The organism is Paenibacillus kyungheensis, assembly GCF_028606985.1.
Taxonomy (GTDB): domain Bacteria; phylum Bacillota; class Bacilli; order Paenibacillales; family Paenibacillaceae; genus Saccharibacillus; species Saccharibacillus kyungheensis.
In genome coordinates, this window is sequence record NZ_CP117416.1 from 3,040,731 (window position 1) to 3,059,505 (window position 18,775).

Genomic DNA, 18,775 nt, shown 5'->3' on the forward strand with positions numbered 1-18,775 from the left:
TTAGTTTAACAGAAACCTTTTAACTAGAAAAGAATCTTATTTGTGATGTATAAGTGTATTATACTTGTAATTATAAAAGTGAAGATTTTTTATTTAAACTATAAGATGAAGTTTGAATGAAAGTATCGACAAAAAACGCTTTTTCTTTTATAATACAACATAAAAACATTGAAAGAAGGGTAATCCGATGGCTGAAATCAGAATTAGAAATACCAATGAACGAATTGCTGGAGATGACAAGGTTCTGGAGTTTTTAAACAAACATGAGGTTGTGTATGAAAAATGGGATGCTTCCAAATTGGCTCCTGAATTGCAAGATAACTTCACACTGACAGATGAGCAAAAACAAGCGGTTTTAGATACGTACGAAGCAGAAATCAAAGACCTTTCAGCACGTCGTGGTTACCGCACATGGGACGTGATCACTTTATCTGAATCTACACCTGATCTGGAAGCTAAATTAGCTAAATTTGAAGAAATTCACACCCATACCGAAGACGAGATTCGTGCGATTGTATCAGGTAATGGTATTTTTATTATCAAAAGCCCTGAGCATGGATACTTCGATGTTGAATTAGAACCAGGTGATGTTATCTCTGTACCTGAGAATACACCTCACTTCTTTACACTGGTTGAAAATCGTAAAATTGTAGCTGTTCGTTTGTTTGTAGAAACAGACGGTTGGATCGCTGTTCCTTTCGAAGACAACTCTTTCCAAAAAGCTTAATGATAGAAATAACAAAATCCCTTACCGATCTACTCGGGCAAGGGATTTTTTGTTATGTTTTTAGCTATAGGGCTAAGAACTCATTTGGTGAAAATATAGTTTATGATACCAACTGAGTCGTAATCTGATGAATATCGGTTAAACGTGTAATTTCGTAATCTGGCTTAATCTCACTATCGTTGACTTTACCATTACGGTTCACCCATACCGACTTGATTCCTGCTGCTAATGCACCTTTGATATCTGTAGTCAGTTTGTCTCCGATCATCAACGCTTGCTCTGGCTTCACATCCAATAATTCAAGTGCATGTGCAAAAATCTCTGCATTAGGCTTACCTTTACCAAATGCACCGGATACAACGATCTGATCAAAATAAGGAGCTAACTTGGGTACACCGTCTAACTTCTCTTGTTGTAACGCCGGACAACCATTGGTAAGCAACAATAACTTGACCTTGCCTTGTAATTCATCCAAAATCTGAAATGTCTCTTCATAGATATGCGGACGATTACGTCGTTCTTGTACGAATCGATCAGACAGTTGGAGTGCTAAAGCTTCATCTTCGATCCCCATTGCACTTAGACCTTTACGCCACGATTCTTTGCGATATGTCGGTGCAATCTTCTGCAATTGACGGAATTCAGGTTGTTCGCCTGCGGAAAATTGAGCCCACAAGCCTTCAAACGGATTAATTCCAATCCATTGTGTAAAAGGAAAAGTCTCATAGGATTCATACAGTGCTCTCGCTTCTCGGCGTACTGCTTCTTCCAAAGCTATAGGATCAACACCTGTCGCTTGCTCAGCCACAAGACATGTCTCTGCAAAAGCTTCTTCTATACTGCGTTCATCCCATAATAACGTATCATCTAGATCAAACAAAACCGCTTCAATACTCACTGCCTGTACCTCCTCAACGATCATAATGACTTTAATTATGATAATAGATATTTAGATTAGATAGCATATATAACGATCGATCTCCAAAAAGCTTAAGCTTTTTCTTGAATCGAAATTTTGTGTTGTGCAGCAAATGTGCGTAAGTGCTCGCTCATTGCATCTGTATCATAACGGTTTAATGTGCGTGAGAATACCCAGCTTCCACCTTTAGAGCTATGTTCAATCACTACATAACCTTTTTGAAGGCGAATACTTTTCACTTGAGAAGAAGAGATGAGACGATCACGATTAAATTTGGTAGTGATCAATGAATCTCTGCCAATTTTCAAGTACGGTTTGCGGAAATAAAGCATTACGCCAAGTAAAATGTACAAAGCTACAGTAACGATAAAGATCACGCTAAAACCATCAGCTGTTGGATACATAATACCCATCACTGCATAAATAATTCCCAATATAATTAGAGCAGCTGGAAAAACAATGTTTCTTCCTTTATACGCTGTATATTCGGAAATACTGGTTTTGCCACCGATAGAAGATTGACCTTGCTTTCTACGTGCAGCATTAACTTGCTTTGAATTGCGTCGAACTTGCCTTTCCCAGGAACGGGACATACTTTGTTTCCCCCTAATAGATAATGTAAGCCTTACAACAAAAGCAGAAGACTTCGTTCTATCTTATCATGCCAGAACAAGCCCTAAATTTCCATAGCAAAATAGGATGCTCTCTGTAATAACAGCTAGAGCACCCTTGGGTTAGTTCACTTCTTTGTATTTATTAAAGCTGTTACATGATTCTAGTGCTGACTATTTTTTGGTATTATCCGCTTGTTCTGTATCTTCTACAAATTCAATTGTATCTAGTTGTTGACGAAAATTACTGCGAATATTATTTAAATAAATAGCACGTAACTCGTCACGCTCTACAGTTTCTTCGGCTGTAAGACCTGAACTTTTTTTCTTACGAGCTAATTCATTAATACGTGCAATGAGTGTATCGATATCCATAACTAACCTCCATGTAAGTAATCATCTTGTGACCATCACTAACTTTGACATGTAAAAAAAAGCTTGTCAAGATCAACAGATCTTAACAAACTTTCATCCCACTTAATGAATATATGTGCTTATCTAGTGATATCATTTATACCATAAATATATTTAGAGAACATGTAAATCAATCGTAAGGAATTACCAGAACATCGCCTGCTTGAATCTCACTTGTAGTTAATTGATTTTCACTACGAATCTCTGCTATATAGTCACGTGTATCTGTCTGGGCTGATTTGTATTCACTAGCGATACTCCATAAGCTATCCCCTGAATGAACAACAACTTTTTGTGCAGGGCCTTCTACTTTGTCTGCTACTACAAAGTTATGAATTACTCCACCGTATAATAATACACCTGCAAACACAAAACATACCATTAAACGTCCGCCGGATTTCCACTTCACTTTTTGGGCTGTGCTTTGAATAAGATGTAGCGTTTTTTGACGTAATGTTTTTTTGCCTTTAGGTTGAGCTGGTTTACGTATCTTTTGCACATTCGGCAAATATGTCCACTCATCCACCACTACATCTTTGTCCGCTCGTGTGGCATGAATAGCTGCTTGCTGTGATTGTTTCTCCGAATAACTTGTTGATGTATGATGTATATCTGATCCAGATGTATCAATCTGTTGTTCACCATCTTCAGATTGATTGTGGATGCTACGATATGTAGTATATTTTAACATTGTCATCACGCTCCAAACATTTGTTCTTGTTTTCTTAAATTCACTATAACACGAACATATGTTTTACTCAATAGTTTTTTACGAACCTTCGTTCGCGTTTTTTATTGCACCTTTTAGACTATAGATTATGCCTCTTATACGATGAATAGACTACAAAAAGTAATGAATAACAAAATAAATATACAAATTTTAGAACTTATGTTTGTACGAACGGTAGTTCTATGTTATAATTTTGCCAAACGTTACTAGCATTGGGGTTGATAAGGTATGTCAAAAGTTTCAAGTCGCCAACAGGCCATTTTGGAATTTATCCGAAATGAAGTCAAACTTAAAGGTTACCCGCCATCTGTACGTGAAATTGGTGAAGCTGTAGGTCTTGCTTCTAGTTCTACTGTACATGGTCATCTGGATCGTTTGGAGAAAAAAGGACTGATTCGACGCGACCCGACCAAACCTCGTGCCATCGAGTTGTTGGGTCAAGAAGAGTCTGAAAGTAATATTCTTTTCGCTCAAACGGTATCTCGTGTTCCTATTATTGGAAAAGTAACCGCCGGTGTTCCGATTACAGCTACAGAACATATTGAAGATTACTTCCCTCTACCACAGAATTTTACAGGTGAAGGACAAGTATTTATGCTTTCTGTAGTTGGAGACAGTATGATTGAAGCAGGAATCTATAATGGTGACTACGTAATTGTACGTCAACAACAGACCGCTGATAATGGCGATATTGTTGTAGCCATGACAGAAGACGACGAAGCAACTGTCAAAACGTTCTATAAAGAAAAAGATCATATTCGTCTACAACCAGAAAATCCAATGTATCAGCCACTTCGTCTGACACATGTTACGATTTTGGGTAAAGTTGTAGGATTGTTCCGTAACTTGCACTAAATCACTACTGTACGTTACAGTTCATAGAAGATAGAAAAAGACCGCTACTTTCTAGTAGCGGTCTTTTTTCTTATTTATATGAGAATAATTTAATTTATTTAGATTCAGCACAATGTAATTATTGTACATATCTCCACAATGCAGTTTTAATTACATGTTCGGCTTCTACTTCACTAAAAGCAACTTCAATCTCTTCTTTGCCTTGTAAAACTTTGTACATCCATACAGGATGCTCTGTTGGATTCAAGTACAATAATTCTACCGCAAGTTTAGGTTTTCCAGAATCATGAGAGCATTTGTATTTGAGATCAGCTTCTCCATAATAATGTTCACGTACATTTTTTTTAACTACAGTTATAGTAATGACAACGAGTGCAATTGTAATAACCAGTTGATTTTCATCTTTCTGAATACTGCAATCTTCTTTAAAATGTTTTTTGATCTCTTCTAAAATGGTAGAAAATTTCATCCATAAATTTTCACAATGTTCTAAAAAATGCTCATGAATTTTTAAAGAATATGAAAAAGCTTTTGCGTTCTCTGCTTTCTCTTCCTGTGCACGTATTACCGCAGATTCAATCCAACTCATAATTGCTACCTCCTTTAACTGTAATGACTGAACATATTGAGTACCCAAATTGCAACGTTTTTATCTAACCCTCTACTACTTATTGGATGCCTTTTGTACAAGCTGAATACGGTACTTTTGCTGATATGCTCTTAATTTTTTTATTTGATTTCTAATGTCACTCCTCTTAATTCATTATGTGATTTCTTCATCATAACCTAATAATAGGAAATTGATACCTTTTAATGCCAAATAATTACTAAATATCTTATATTTTTTTAATAGTAAGCTACATTTATCCAAACAGCTTTGTATCCATTAGTTTGGCAAGTAATGCTTTGAAATCTTTACTTTCTGCTTTTTCAGCCAATTGGGCTTCAAGTGTATTGAACTTTTCAGCTAGAAAATAAGCATTTAAAAATACACCTAGATGGTCTTTAGCCACTGCTTCGGCATTATCTTTATCTGATGAATAACTTGAAATGACAGTATACGCAAATTTCTCAGGATCTATTCTCATTTTTGATTTCATCAGGCACTCTCCTTTTCAGTGTTGATTATGTTTGGTTATGCCATACACGCATTTCACCAGATTGTCGGTTAGCCCAGCAATAATAAGGAATAAGTCGTAATGTTGTAGGAGCATACGTGGTAGCTGCTTGAGAAGCATATAATACATCTTCCCACTGAGAAGTAATGATTCTTTTACGTGCCTCTACATGGATCGTACCTATGCCTCCTAGCAACTGTGGATCAAATGTATATTGATAGGTCTGATCTTTATTTAACTGAATTAAATGCAAATGCTCTCCATTATCTACTTCTTCAGCGCAATAAATAAACGGGCCACGTCCTATAGCTACTTTGCCAATATCTGCTCTGACTAGCGGATGTGCGGTATATTGTTTGATCTCCATCGGTAAAACAAACTCGATCTTGTCATTAGACTGCCATACACGATCAATGTGTAGAAATCCGTTAATATTTTCCGCTTCTATATGCTCTCCATTGACTATCAATGAATAATCATCTGCCCAGTAAGGCAATCGGAGCGCCAATGTAAAAGCAGTTGGTTGTTCTGTCTGTGTCACAATCGAAACATGACCTTCCCACGGTAGATTCGTTGTTTGTTCAAGCTGTACTTTGTGATGATCTATCTCTAATGTTGCTGTGCTTGTAATAAATAGATTCGTATATATCGCTTTTTGCTCTGATTGAACCGTATATATATATTTATGAAGTGAAGTTAATAATCTTGCTAGATTCGGTGGACAGCAAGCACAGCCGAACCATTCGGGGCGTGTAAATTTCACATGACTTTTTCCCGGATCTTTACGGCTGTTCTCTGGACGTACTTCTAACGGATTCACATAGAAAAAATGTTTGCCATCCAGTGCCATACCGCCAATAGCTGTATTGTATAATGCTCGCTCTAACACATCGGCATATTCAGAACGTGCTTCATTTTTGAGCATATTAAAAGCAAAGAAGATTAATCCGATCGAAGCACATGTCTCACAGTACATCGTATCATTAGGCAAGTCGTAATCCAGTGTAAATGCTTCTCCGTCTACTGTTGATCCTATACCGCCGGTGATATACATACGTTTGGTAATCATATTTTTCCAAAGGCGACGACAAGCTTCTAACATTGCGGTATCGCCTGCTAATAAAGCAACATCTGCCATAGCTGCACACATATAGACAAGTCTAACAGCATGCCCTTCTGCGGTCTGTTGTTCCAAAATCGGTTGGTGAGCTTGATAATACTCTAGTGGACGATGACTCATGCCTGCTATAACTGGCTTGGTTCCTGTGTCTTCTGTCTGTTGTCTGGCGAAAAAGGTAGTATCGGTTCCTCGCTCATACAGAAAATAACGACTCAGATTCAGATAACGTTGTTCTTTTGTCAGTGAATATAATTTGGTCAACGCCAGCTCTATTTCTTCATGACCGTCGTATCCTTGAATCTGATGTTCTCCTTTGCCAAAAGAAGCATCTATACAATCCGCTAATCGGCAAGCAATCTGGAGCGCTTTTTCATTATGAGTCGATTCATAATAAGCAACTGCTGCTTCGATAAAATGACCTGCACAATACAATTCATGACTTTCAGCCAACTTCTTGAATCTGCGCTCTGGTTCTTCAATAGAGAAGTACGTATTGAGATAACCATCTTCTTCTTGCGCTAAAGCAATAAGATCAATCACCCCGTCAGCCAATTCTTGTAATTCAGTATCCGCATGAATAGATAATGAGTAAGCCACCGCCTCCAGCCATTTGTATACATCACTGTCCTGAAATACCCAACCATAGTGATTACCTTGCTTCAATCCAGCAGCAATCTTGAAGTTTTCGATAGCATGACTTTTTTCAGACGGAATACTGTTATCATTTCTTTCTTTTTCGATCGTAATATCAGCATTATCATTCAATACATTCCATTGATAAGGAATCATTTCTGTACGGACAAGCTCCCGATAATGAGACCAGAATTGATCTGTAATTGTAAGTGATTGTAAATGTAATGACATCGTATGTCTCTCCTCCTATGGTAGATACTCTATGATCGTCTATAAACCGAATATTTATTTCACTTGCGGTTCAGCATGGTGTTCTTTAATTAATAACTGTCTGCGAATATAGCCTTCATTTTTTTCAAAACGTCGATAAAATAACATTGGGATAATTCCTAGTGCAAATACGATAGCAGGCAACCAGATAAACACAAATTGAATACCTGATAGCGATTGTGTACTCTGCGCAACATTAGGCACATAACCGAAAGATGACATAAATTGTGTAGGAATAAATCCTCCTAATCCTGAGCCTGCTTTGATACAAAAAGCACTACCGATTGCTGTTAAAATCCCACTTCCACGTAGACCTGACTTCCATTCGCCATAATCGACAGTGTCCGATAACATTGCAAAAGGCATCGAGCAAGCAATACCTGATCCAATACAAGCAATAATCCATCCTACAATCAAAAAGCTGATATGATCTCCTGCAAAAAAGAGTACAATTTGTCCCAAAACAGCTAACACAAAGCCAAAAATCATCGTTGAATATTTGTTAGAAAATTTTACGATAAACGGAATCAATACCATACCAATCACTTGAATGACTGAAATTCCGTTAATCAATGGCACTAACTCTTTATGACCGATATTGTATTCAAAGTAATAGACTAATGTAGAGGTACGAATCGTTAAAGCGATCCAGAATAGTAAATTAGCGATTACTAAAATAATCCAGGGCCAGTTACCTTTCATCGCTTTAAAGCTTGATTTGAACGGAATCGTTTTGATCTTTTCGGTATTGATTTCTTTGAGATCAGCAAAAGCAATCAAAAACATAATGATAGATACTATCCCAAATACGCAAAGTGTCCAAAAAAATCCTTTCTGATCATTACCTGCTCCAAAAAAAGCGACTAATGGCAAAGTAAATGTGACTGCTGCAAAATTACCAACATTTCCGCCTACCATCCGAAATGAGTTCAACACTACTCGCTCATCGGTATTTCTACTCAAATTTGGCAAAATCGAAGTGATCGGTGTTGAAATTCCGGTATAAGCTATCCCTGCTAAAATATAGGTAACCGCTGCATAAACGACTTTCCATGTCCCATCCAAGTTTGGAGTGGTAAACGTCAATACTGTAAATACTGCAAAAGGAAAACATAGCCACAAAAAATAAGGACGACTTTGACCATACTTGGATCGGGTACGATCGACAATAATCCCCCATAGTGGTGCATCCACTGCATCCACTAATCGTGTTACCAACAATAAAGTACCTGCTACTCCAACCGATAAGCCAAATACATCGGTATAAAAATAAAGCAAGTAAGCACCAATAATGCTGTACAACAAATTGCCACCTGTATCTGTGAGCGCATAACTAATTCTGCGATGAAAAGGAACTTTATCATTCAGAAGAGTGGTTTGAGGCTCTGGCGAAGATTGAGGTGTAGACTCCATAATGTAACCTCCTGATTCAATCAAATAGTGATGATTTCTTTATCTAATAGTAAGCGCTTACGAAAAGAAGATAAACTTAGGATTTCGTAGGAAAGGTTTCTATTTCCGACTCGTTGAGATATTTAAAAAATTAATTATTTTCATATAAAATTGTGCTATACTACCTTCAAAGTGAAAGTTATTCGTAATGAATATGACTAAGGTTAACAAATCCGACTTTTCCTATCCAAAACTGACTTTTCGATAAGGAGTGATTACATATGCTGCTCAAACCGATTTCAAAAATAAATATCGAGCGTCCTCTTGCCTATTTTAAATGTGGACAATTTGTAAGTGATGAAGGCTGGCAACACAAAAAAATGAAGCTTGAAAAAGATTACGAAATCATTATTGGTTTAAAAGAAATTGTCTATCTTCAAGTTGGAGAAACACAGTATGAAATTAAGCATGGAGACGTGTTATTGATTAAGCCAGATGTAGAATATTTTGGTTATCAAGCTTCCACAGCAGGAGCTAGCTTTTTTTGGTTACATTTCTTTCCTCGAGATATTACCAAAACAGAATCAGGAGATGAATTTATCAATCATTTGTTTGGTACTATGATTACGGAACAGAAAAATGAGATTAATCCTTATGTATGCTTACCTGACTTCTTTTCATTACCTTATCTCGACAAGCCTATTATCCTGATGAAGCAGATTCTGGATACATCTAACACTTCGTATTACAGCACATATGCTGTCGATTATCTGGTGACTGAGCTTATGATCGAATTAACAGATAAGTATCTACAACCTCTTATTCATAATGAACTATTGCACAAAGAATACAATCAGAAGTTTATGCAAATTTTAGAATGGATTCGGGTGAATATTTATCATGATCTTACCGTACAGAAAGTAGCGGATACGTTCTGCTTCAACGCTGATCATTTAACCCGTTTATTCAAAAAAAATCTAGGTATGAGTACTATTCGTTATATTAATACACTCAAGCTCAGTCTGGTCAAAGAACTATTATGTACGACTAATTCATCGATCAAAGAAATTGCTTATGAACTACATTTTCGAGATGAGAAGTATATGATGAAGTTATTTAAAAATTACGTCGGCATGACACCTACACAGTTCCGTGATACGTACACAAATACCTATATCAATACAGTGACTGTAGATCCTGATATTCCTATACCTAAGCATCTTCTTACTGAATAGATAAACAATCATAACAATAAGAATTCACATCAAAAACCTTGCTCTCCTATTCTGTTATCGAATAGGGTGAACAAGGTTTTTGTATGTTGTAATAAAATTATTTCACTTCAATATAATCAAGTTCTGCATAGCTAGTACCTTTTTTAAATACGATCGTATTTTCTCCCTGTTTCAATGTTACAGGAACCGTCATAATTTGGCGTGTACCTACATTTGGTAAATTCGCAATCCAACCTCCTGTTTTTGGATACGTAATAACAGTAGATGCTTGATTGTTTACCGATAGATTGTGAGTCGAGTTTCCTGTGGTTCCATTACCATAACCGATCTCCATATGATACGTTTTACTTGCTGGAGCATAGACTGAGAACGATACAGAACTATCTGGATTATCTATTTTGCCTACAAATTGACGATTAGAAGCAAATGAACTTCTGGATACTGTTGCATCATTAATTTTAGCATCTTCGGCTTCTATTCTTACTTTGAAATCACCTACAGGTTGTAATTGGATATAATCAAGCTCTGCATAACCTGTTTTTCCTTTGTTGAATTTCAAAGTATTACTGCCTGCTTTTAAAGAAACTGAAGTCTGAAGCGTATTGCTATTTCCTTGAGATAACCAACCATCTGTTGTCGGATATTGAATAGTTGTAGACGCTTGATTATTGACACTTAATTCTTGTGTAGATTGAGCGTTTGTACCATTCGCATATCCAATCTTCAGATTATAATTACCAGCTACAGGAGCATTTACTGTAAATTGAACAGAGCTATCTTGATTGTCTATCGTACCAACATATTTCCGATTAGAAGCATTCGGGTTGTTAAAAATGTTAGCTGAAGCAATAGTTGCATTTTCTGCTTCATAACGACTGATCGATGATTGCTTGCCCGGAGTAATCACCAATCGATAAGCAGAAGATTCTTTTAACTGACTAAGCGGAACAGAAATCTGTCCATTTTCAATCGTAAAATCACCTTCAAATTCATTAGTAGGTTGACTTACTGCGGTATCTACTCCATACCATGGGGTGCTTTCTACTTTGACATGAGCATTACCTGAGAAATACGGTAATGAAGCGAATCCTTTAACGACTATATTTCGATTGCCATTTCCTCCGCCTACGATCACATCTGCTTGTTGTTTGGCATTATTTACACTAGCAATACCATCTAGATCCAAAGCCGTTGGATTAGCAGGTGTAGTCATCGCCATCTGACCAGACATGTCACCATACCATTTGTATAACCACCATGCACCATTAGCTGCTCCTTTGTCTGTCACAAGGTTGCTTAGACGACCTGGACGGAACCAAAATGCAATATTCGCTGTATCCACATCAGAACGTTCAAATTGAGCGATATACCGCGTCATATTGCCTGGAACTGCTTGTTCCGATACGACTCCATATTCGTTAATACTGATCGGTACATGCTTGATCCCTAGCTCTGTTTCCAAAGCACGATAAGCTTTCATATGATTCGAAATGTACTGCGGTGCAGGGCCATCTAAATATTCACCTTCCGGCGCTCCTAATTCGTGCCACGATATAATATCAGGTAATACATTGTTATCTCTTGCATACGTCAAAAAGTTTCTCAGCCAGCTTTCGTTGTAATGAGTAATACTTGGTCCTATGATTTTGGTGTTTTTATCTTTAGCTTTGACTCGCAAATATGTTTTTTTCCAACCTTCGTTAAATGAACCTGCTGCTCCGGTATTCCATGTACCATCGGGTTCATTCCACAATTCATATCCGTATATATTTGTAGCACCTGACTTCAATCTTGCATCTACAATACTATCTACTTTTTGATACCAATCGTCCCAACTTACCCATTGATACGGGAAATTCGGATAAATATCTGGCATCCGTATTGTCACTTGTGCTCCATTCCGTTCAGCGATCGGTGCTACTTTGAGTGCATCGCCAATAGGTGTTGTTTCACCATTAGGCAATTGACCACCATTTGGAGCCATTTGTGTAAACATTTTCGGCTTGGTCGGAGCGATTAGATTGTCTGCGGGTCTACCTTCTTCCGCTAATCCATACAATGAACCAGAAGCTACATGAGTAACCGGTCGATATTGGTTAGCTAGATCTACTGTAAATGTCGCTGGCACTGCTGCTGTAGCGGGTACAGGTGCAATAGGAAAAACAGTCAGTAAAAGTGCCCCACTTAATAAAACCGCTAACTTTTTCAATTCTCATCACCTTTTCTCATCATATTTTGAAACTAATTCTGCAAAATAGAACGCTTTCAAAATACGGTGGCCACCGTTGGTATCGATTAGATCAAGTTATAACTTACACTATAAGGTTATTGGTTTTCCATTTCTGAGTAAACTCCAAAAAACGTAGGAAGAGTGTAAATTACCGACTTATTGAATAAGATGTGGCGATATGTAAGTGATGTTGTGAATGGATACCAGAAAATAATCTGTACTTTTTCATATTATAAACTTGGCTTTTGTACATGCTTGATCAATTTAAGAGATCTACTTATATGATCACTCAGAGAATTACCGTTTTATTCTCCTATCTACTTTAATTGTTATCGTTTATTATAAGTAATATATTGGATAATATTACAGGTAGGAGAATTGATATGAAATTTGTTGTTATTTTGTTACTTGTATTTACATTATGCGGTTGTTCTTCACTCTCAAATACAGGACAACAAAATGAAGATGATTTTAGCAAAAATATGAATTCTGGAAAATCAGCTATGAAAAATGAATACTATCGTGCTGCTCTTCATTACTTTAGATTGGCTCAGATTGATAAACCAAATGATAAAGATTTAGAAGTTTTACTTAAAATAGCGAATGAGAATATAAAAAAAGAATTAAATAATATGAAGATGCCAGAACCAGATCATACTATGTATGATTTAACTGATAATTCTACATTTTTAGAGAAAGAGCGAGCAAAATCACATGAATATTCTATTAGGGATCAAGGAATAGATACTAATGGAGATACATTTGAAGATATAGTTACACAAAAAGAGTTATCTACTTCTGCTCCTGATCAAGTTGATTATGAACAAGTTTTTATCGATTGGAGAAAAAACTATCATCAATAAAAAGAACTCCTGACCATTACGGGCGGGAGTCCTTTTTACTTTATTAAGTCTGTTAGACTTTAGATCAATAAATATTTTGTGGGCATTGATTAAAAGATGCGCCATAAATGATATAGCTTGCCACAAAATAAAAACCCTCAATGCTGGTAGCATCAAGGGTTTAAAGGTATTAATACATCGTCAAGTATTGGTCACGTTCCCATTGGTGCACTTGAGTCCGGTACATATCCCACTCAATTTCTTTTAACTCATAGAAATGAGCAAGAGCATGTTCGCCAAGTGCAGAGACAACGATCTCGTCACGCAATAATTCGTGCAATGCTTCTTTCAAGTCGCCTGGAAGACTAGGAATACCTTCGTCAATACGCTCGTCTTCAGACATCACATAGATATTACGATCTACTGGTTTTGGCAAGTTCAACTTGCGTTCAATTCCATCAAGACCAGCTTTCAACATTACTGCTAAAACAAGATACGGGTTAGCAGTTGGATCTGGATTACGAACTTCGATACGTGTACTCAGACCACGAGAAGCCGGGATACGGATCATCGGGCTACGGTTACTTGCAGACCAAGCTACATAGCAAGGTGCTTCATAACCCGGTACAAGACGTTTGTAAGAGTTCACCGTAGGATTCGTGATAGCAGCCATTGAACGAGCATGCTTCAGAATACCTGCCATATAATAACGTGCTGTTTGGCTTAGACCCAACTCATCACTTTCTTCATAAAAAGCATTCACATCGCCCTGGAACAACGATTGGTGACAGTGCATACCTGATCCATTCATACCAAATAAAGGCTTAGGCATAAATGTAGCATGTAGTCCATGTTGACGAGCGATCGTTTTAACTACTAATTTGAACGTTTGAATTTGATCTGCTGCTTGAAGCGCATTGGTGTATTTGAAATCGATCTCATGTTGCCCTGGAGCTACTTCATGATGAGATGCTTCAACTTCAAAGCCCATTTCTTCAAGTGTAATTACGATCTCACGACGACAGTTTTCACCTAGATCCATAGGAGCCAAGTCAAAATATCCACCCTGATCATTCAATTCGTCTGTAGGATTACCATTTGCATCAGTACGGAACAAGAAGAATTCAGGCTCCGGTCCTACATTCATTGCTGTAAATCCTAGTGCTTCTGCTTCTTTTAGATTGCGCTTCAAAATACCGCGCGGATCTCCTGCGAATGGTGTACCATCTGGCATGTAAACATCACAAATCAGACGTGCTACACGATTCTCTGTTACCCAAGGGAAAATAACCCAAGTGTCTAAATCAGGATACAGATACATATCTGATTCTTCAATACGTACATAACCTTCGATTGAAGAACCATCAAACATCATTTTGTTATCCAATGCTTTTTCCAATTGACTTACTGGAATTTCCACGTTTTTGATTGTGCCCATCAAATCGGTGAATTGCAGACGGATAAATCGTACATTTTCCTCTTTCGCTATGCGCGAAATGTCTTCTCTTGTATAACTTTTGTAACTCACGCTACCCTCTCCTCTTTACGCTATTTATTTTTTGTTAAAGAATCGGGATAATTCCCCTTGGATAAGCGATACTTGTCCCGGGCGTTTGCCTGTGACAAGCTGCTGCTTAAGCATACGATGAAGTTGGGAATCTGACAATTCCCTACGACGTTCTTCTGTATCTGCTGTGATCACAGTAGCTTCTTCCGATTCTTTCGATACCGGATTCATCACTTGCTTGATACCAGCGATATTCACACCTTTTTCAATCAAAGCTTTAATTTCAAGTAAACGTTCTACATCATTAAAAGAAAATAAACGCTGATTACCTGACGTACGTGCAGGTACGATCAAATTATGCTGTTCATAATAGCGAATCTGTCTTGCAGACAAATCCGTCAATTTCATAACAATCCCTATAGGGAACAGCGCCATATTTCTCCGAATTTCATCACCCATATATTCATCAACCTTCCACTAATCTATTCACTATTCTGTTACCTATTGTACATATCCTGATATAAAGCGTCAATAACATGTTAACTTAACTTACAATAATTTTATAAAACACTAACATACTCATGATAATAGCACTTTAAATAAGTGATATTTTACAAACTTCTTGAAGAAGTCTTTACTATTTTACATTTGCTTGATATTGAAATACGTTATAGCAAGCCGCGCTCATGCATCGTCTGTAACGCCATTAGTACACCCAGCTTCACATGAGAAAAGGTAAGTCCACCTTGCATATATCCAATGTAAGGTGCACGAATCGGAGCATCTGCGGATAATTCCAGACTACCACCTTGAATAAATGTACCTGCCGCCATAATGACTGGATGATCATATCCTGGCATATCCCACGGTTCTGGTACTACATGGCTATCTACCGCGGCTGCACGCTGAATACCCTGTACAAAAGCAATCAGTTGATGTTCATCTTTGAAAGAAACGGCTTGAATGAGATCGGTACGTTTCTCCTGCCATGCTGGTTTGCTATTGAAGCCAGCCAATTCAAACATAGCGGCCGCATAAATACTTCCTTTAACCGCTTGCCCTACAATCGTAGGAGCCATATATAGCCCTTGATATATACTGCGGGTTGTACCTAACATCGCTCCTACTTCGCCACCGATACCCGGTGCTGTTAAACGATAAGCTGCCAGATCAACGTACTTTTGCTTACCACAGATATACCCACCTGTTTCTGCTAAGCCTCCACCCGGATTTTTAATCAAAGAACCTGCCATCAAGTCGACTCCAACATCAGTAGGTTCACGAGTTTCTGTAAATTCGCCATAACAGTTATCTACAAAAATAACAGCTTGCGGACAGATTTCACGAATCTGAACAACCATTGCTTCTATGTCTTCTATAGTAAAAGAAGCACGCCAATCGTATCCACGCGAACGCTGAATTCCGATCATTTTGGTTTTACTATGAACAAGCGATTTGACGGTCGCCCAATTGACTTGCCCTGCTTCATCCAAAGCTGCTTCTTGATACGTAATACCAAAATCAGCTAAAGATCCTGTTCCATCTCCCGGCTTGCCAATGACTTTATGTAACGTATCATAAGGTCTACCTGTAATGTAAAGTAATTCATCGCCCGGACGCAAAATGCCGAACATTGCTGTCGCAATCGTATGCGTTCCAGAAGCAAAATGAGGTCTCACTAGAGCTGCTTCGCTACCAAATACTTCAGCATATACACTTTCTAAAACTTCCCTACCTCTATCATTGTACGCATAGCCAGTCGAACCTGCAAAGTGATAATCACTAACCCGATATTTTTGAAAAGCTTCTATAACTTTCCATTGGTTGGCATCTACAATCTGATCGACTGCTTGTATTGCTTGTCCGATAAGTTGTTGTGCTTGTTCTGACCATTGTTGAATCTGTGTATCAAAAACTGCCATACCTTGTCTCTCCCCATAGTGATAGCCCGCCGTAATAATCTCTGGCAGGCTTCCACAAATTTATATCCAATTGTTGATTAGCGATAGCATTGACTACCGTTAAGGTCCGAAATCCACAATATAAACATTTAAAATGTAAACTTTCGCGCTTCATATTTTACACGTAACGGTAGGATGAAGGGAAGTCTATTATACAATTGTCGTAATTTTGTCACTTTATTTCATATTCTTGTAAGCGATAACCGTACTTTTCGTAGTCGACAGCATTAATTTCGACTTTGATTAAAGCTTCGTTTTCTTCGTACTCTTGTTCCAATACACTACTAAACTGATAGAGTTGTGAAATAAGATCACCACGTTCTGCCGGAATACGATACGTTTTGATGCCTCCAGCTAATTGATCTTGAATAACATTCAAAATGCGCTCCAGATCACTTTCTTTGTAAGCACTGATCCGCATATGTGTCTCATCATCGGGTAACATTTCTAACTGTTCCGGTGTACACATATCCGTTTTGTTATATAAAACAACATGTTGCTTCGTATCAGAACCTAATTCTTGCAGAAGATCATCGACTACTTTCATATGCTCGTCTCTCATCTCTGAAGAAGCATCGACAACGTGTAAAATCAAGTCTGCTTCATTTACTTCTTCGAGTGTTGCTCGGAACGCTGCAATCAGATCATGAGGTAGATTCTGAATAAAACCTACCGTATCGGTTAATACGACTGTTTTGCCACCAGGCAGATCCAAATTACGCGATGTTGGATCTAGCGTAGCAAATAACTGATCTTGAATATATACATCTGCATCGGTTAACTGTTTGAGCAATGTCGATTTCCCTGCATTGGTATAACCGACCAAAGCCACTTGTACAGCTCCAGACTTTTTACGGCGCTCTCTGTACAATGTACGGTGACGTGTCACTTCTTCAAGCTGGCGCTTCAAGTCAGTAATCCGCGTACGAATATGACGGCGATCCGTCTCTAGCTTGCTTTCACCGGGGCCTCTTGTACCAATACCCCCACCTAGACGAGATAAGTTACTTCCTTGTCCAGATAATCGTGGTAATAGATAGCTATGTTGCGCAAGTTCGACCTGAATAATCCCTTCACGCGTTTTGGCACGTTGTGCAAAGATATCCAGAATCAATTGGGTACGGTCAATAATTTTGGCATCTAAAGCAGCTTCTAAGTTACGTACTTGAGCTCCAGATAATTCTTGGTCAAAAATAACGCTATTGGCATCTAAAGAATCCATCAAAATGCGAATTTCTTCTACTTTCCCTTTACCGATAAACCATCTAAAATCAGGTTTTTCTTTATTCTGGATTACCTGTTCTAATACTTCTACCCCTGCTGTTTTGGCAAGGCTTACTAATTCTTGCATCGATCCATCTGCATTGACACCTGCGCGCTTGTCATTCTGAGTAACCAGACTAACTAAAATAGCTCTAGGTTGAATCTCTATTTCTACACCATGAGTTTCGTTTTTCATTTGTATATCCCGCTCCTTGTAATCTTACCTACTTCTTATTGGTATATTAAGCTTTATAATGGTCATGTTAACATACTTATCACATTTTTTGATATCAAATCATGAATTACTGTCTTTCCCAAATAGACTTTGCCGGTGCTTGATCGATAAGGTAAACAAAGGAAAAGCATGAGCATCGATCTGTACTAGCAACTTTTGAGCTGTCTGTTGAGCTAATTCATAATCTTGATCTGTAATAATCTGCTTGCGTAACGCATCATCTAATTCATCTTCATCGAGCAAAAACACTTGACCGTCTTTCATTACTACAATATCTAAATACAGATCGTCAAACCAGGGTACACCTTGATCTGTTAATCCTTGCGTTTTGCAAATATCAATATACCATTCGATAATTTCACGCTTATCATCAAACATTGCAGTGACTACATAGTTCGCATGTTCTGGATAATATTGCATCCACGAATAACCTGCTGCTGCAATACAGAATCGTCGTCCTCCATATATTTTATATAAGGGTTCACGTAAACGATTCATACGGTACAGCGTGACATACCCTGTAAATAAACTATTGTTTACATAGCGTCTAGAGTAATTACGTTGAATCACTCTCCGCCAGTTCGCTCGATCCGCAAATTTACGTTTCATGGAAGTATCCCTTTCCCAACAAAGTAACTTCAGAATAGCATATTTGCGCCACGCACTCAAAAAAAGCCTCCAATTATATCACTGGAGGCTTTTCTGATAACCGA

18 protein-coding genes are annotated in these 18,775 nt (G+C 37.8%); 4 read left to right on the forward strand and 14 right to left on the reverse strand.

Features of this window, described 5'->3' with window-relative positions; all coding sequences use genetic code 11:
* Window positions 1-187 precede the first annotated feature (187 nt).
* Complete coding sequence (locus PQ456_RS12940; RefSeq protein WP_273612657.1) at window positions 188-727, forward strand: cupin domain-containing protein; 540 nt, start codon at window positions 188-190, stop codon at window positions 725-727.
* Between the two features lie 100 nt (window positions 728-827).
* Here the strand turns inward: PQ456_RS12940 and PQ456_RS12945 are convergent, their stop codons facing one another.
* From PQ456_RS12945 to yneA, 4 genes are all read right to left on the reverse strand, one after another.
* Window positions 828-1,625 (reverse strand): HAD family hydrolase, encoded by a 798-nt coding sequence (locus PQ456_RS12945; protein WP_273612658.1) that lies wholly within the window; start codon window positions 1,623-1,625, stop codon window positions 828-830.
* A 92-nt stretch (window positions 1,626-1,717) separates the two neighbouring features.
* On the reverse strand, window positions 1,718-2,239 hold the full coding sequence (locus PQ456_RS12950) for a methyltransferase (RefSeq protein ID WP_273612659.1): 522 nt from the start codon (window positions 2,237-2,239) through the stop codon (window positions 1,718-1,720).
* A 192-nt stretch (window positions 2,240-2,431) separates the two neighbouring features.
* Window positions 2,432-2,632 (reverse strand): DUF896 domain-containing protein, encoded by a 201-nt coding sequence (locus PQ456_RS12955; RefSeq protein ID WP_273612660.1) that lies wholly within the window; start codon window positions 2,630-2,632, stop codon window positions 2,432-2,434.
* Window positions 2,633-2,801: 169 nt separating this feature from the next.
* The gene (yneA, locus tag PQ456_RS12960) at window positions 2,802-3,362 is read right to left on the reverse strand and encodes a cell division suppressor protein YneA (RefSeq protein WP_273612661.1); all 561 of its coding nucleotides are present in this window, start codon (window positions 3,360-3,362) and stop codon (window positions 2,802-2,804) included.
* 267 nt (window positions 3,363-3,629) lie between these two features.
* On the opposite strand from yneA, the gene lexA reads away from it, so the two are divergent.
* Complete coding sequence (lexA, locus tag PQ456_RS12965; protein WP_069325997.1) at window positions 3,630-4,256, forward strand: transcriptional repressor LexA; 627 nt, start codon at window positions 3,630-3,632, stop codon at window positions 4,254-4,256.
* A 118-nt stretch (window positions 4,257-4,374) separates the two neighbouring features.
* Here the strand turns inward: lexA and PQ456_RS12970 are convergent, their stop codons facing one another.
* From PQ456_RS12970 to PQ456_RS12985, 4 genes are all read right to left on the reverse strand, one after another.
* Window positions 4,375-4,845, reverse strand: coding sequence for a hypothetical protein (locus PQ456_RS12970; RefSeq protein ID WP_273612662.1), 471 nt, complete (start codon window positions 4,843-4,845; stop codon window positions 4,375-4,377).
* A 274-nt stretch (window positions 4,846-5,119) separates the two neighbouring features.
* Window positions 5,120-5,356: a hypothetical protein gene (locus PQ456_RS12975; protein WP_273612663.1), complete on the reverse strand. Its 237-nt coding sequence runs from the start codon at window positions 5,354-5,356 to the stop codon at window positions 5,120-5,122.
* A gap of 25 nt (window positions 5,357-5,381) precedes the next feature.
* The gene (locus PQ456_RS12980; protein WP_273612664.1) at window positions 5,382-7,358 is read right to left on the reverse strand and encodes a glycoside hydrolase family 127 protein; all 1,977 of its coding nucleotides are present in this window, start codon (window positions 7,356-7,358) and stop codon (window positions 5,382-5,384) included.
* Between the two features lie 54 nt (window positions 7,359-7,412).
* On the reverse strand, window positions 7,413-8,810 hold the full coding sequence (locus PQ456_RS12985) for a glycoside-pentoside-hexuronide (GPH):cation symporter (protein WP_273612665.1): 1,398 nt from the start codon (window positions 8,808-8,810) through the stop codon (window positions 7,413-7,415).
* 260 nt (window positions 8,811-9,070) lie between these two features.
* On the opposite strand from PQ456_RS12985, the gene PQ456_RS12990 reads away from it, so the two are divergent.
* Window positions 9,071-10,024, forward strand: a complete 954-nt coding sequence (locus PQ456_RS12990; protein WP_273612666.1) for an AraC family transcriptional regulator — start codon at window positions 9,071-9,073, stop codon at window positions 10,022-10,024.
* Window positions 10,025-10,121: 97 nt separating this feature from the next.
* Here the strand turns inward: PQ456_RS12990 and PQ456_RS12995 are convergent, their stop codons facing one another.
* The gene (locus PQ456_RS12995) at window positions 10,122-12,233 is read right to left on the reverse strand and encodes a CBM35 domain-containing protein (protein WP_273612667.1); all 2,112 of its coding nucleotides are present in this window, start codon (window positions 12,231-12,233) and stop codon (window positions 10,122-10,124) included.
* Window positions 12,234-12,637: 404 nt separating this feature from the next.
* Here PQ456_RS12995 and PQ456_RS13000 point away from each other — a divergent pair, with 404 nt between their 5' ends.
* Window positions 12,638-13,117, forward strand: coding sequence for a hypothetical protein (locus PQ456_RS13000; RefSeq protein ID WP_273612668.1), 480 nt, complete (start codon window positions 12,638-12,640; stop codon window positions 13,115-13,117).
* Between the two features lie 169 nt (window positions 13,118-13,286).
* On the opposite strand, the gene glnA is transcribed toward PQ456_RS13000, so the two are convergent.
* From glnA to PQ456_RS13025, 5 genes are all read right to left on the reverse strand, one after another.
* Window positions 13,287-14,624, reverse strand: coding sequence for a type I glutamate--ammonia ligase (glnA, locus tag PQ456_RS13005; RefSeq protein WP_273612669.1), 1,338 nt, complete (start codon window positions 14,622-14,624; stop codon window positions 13,287-13,289).
* 24 nt (window positions 14,625-14,648) lie between these two features.
* The gene (locus tag PQ456_RS13010) at window positions 14,649-15,062 is read right to left on the reverse strand and encodes a MerR family transcriptional regulator (protein ID WP_017812459.1); all 414 of its coding nucleotides are present in this window, start codon (window positions 15,060-15,062) and stop codon (window positions 14,649-14,651) included.
* Between the two features lie 209 nt (window positions 15,063-15,271).
* The gene (locus tag PQ456_RS13015; protein WP_273612670.1) at window positions 15,272-16,525 is read right to left on the reverse strand and encodes a methionine gamma-lyase family protein; all 1,254 of its coding nucleotides are present in this window, start codon (window positions 16,523-16,525) and stop codon (window positions 15,272-15,274) included.
* 211 nt (window positions 16,526-16,736) lie between these two features.
* Complete coding sequence (gene hflX / locus PQ456_RS13020) at window positions 16,737-18,023, reverse strand: GTPase HflX (RefSeq protein WP_273612671.1); 1,287 nt, start codon at window positions 18,021-18,023, stop codon at window positions 16,737-16,739.
* A 99-nt stretch (window positions 18,024-18,122) separates the two neighbouring features.
* Window positions 18,123-18,671, reverse strand: coding sequence for a ribonuclease FAU-1 family protein (locus PQ456_RS13025; RefSeq protein ID WP_204823752.1), 549 nt, complete (start codon window positions 18,669-18,671; stop codon window positions 18,123-18,125).
* Window positions 18,672-18,775 lie beyond the last annotated feature (104 nt).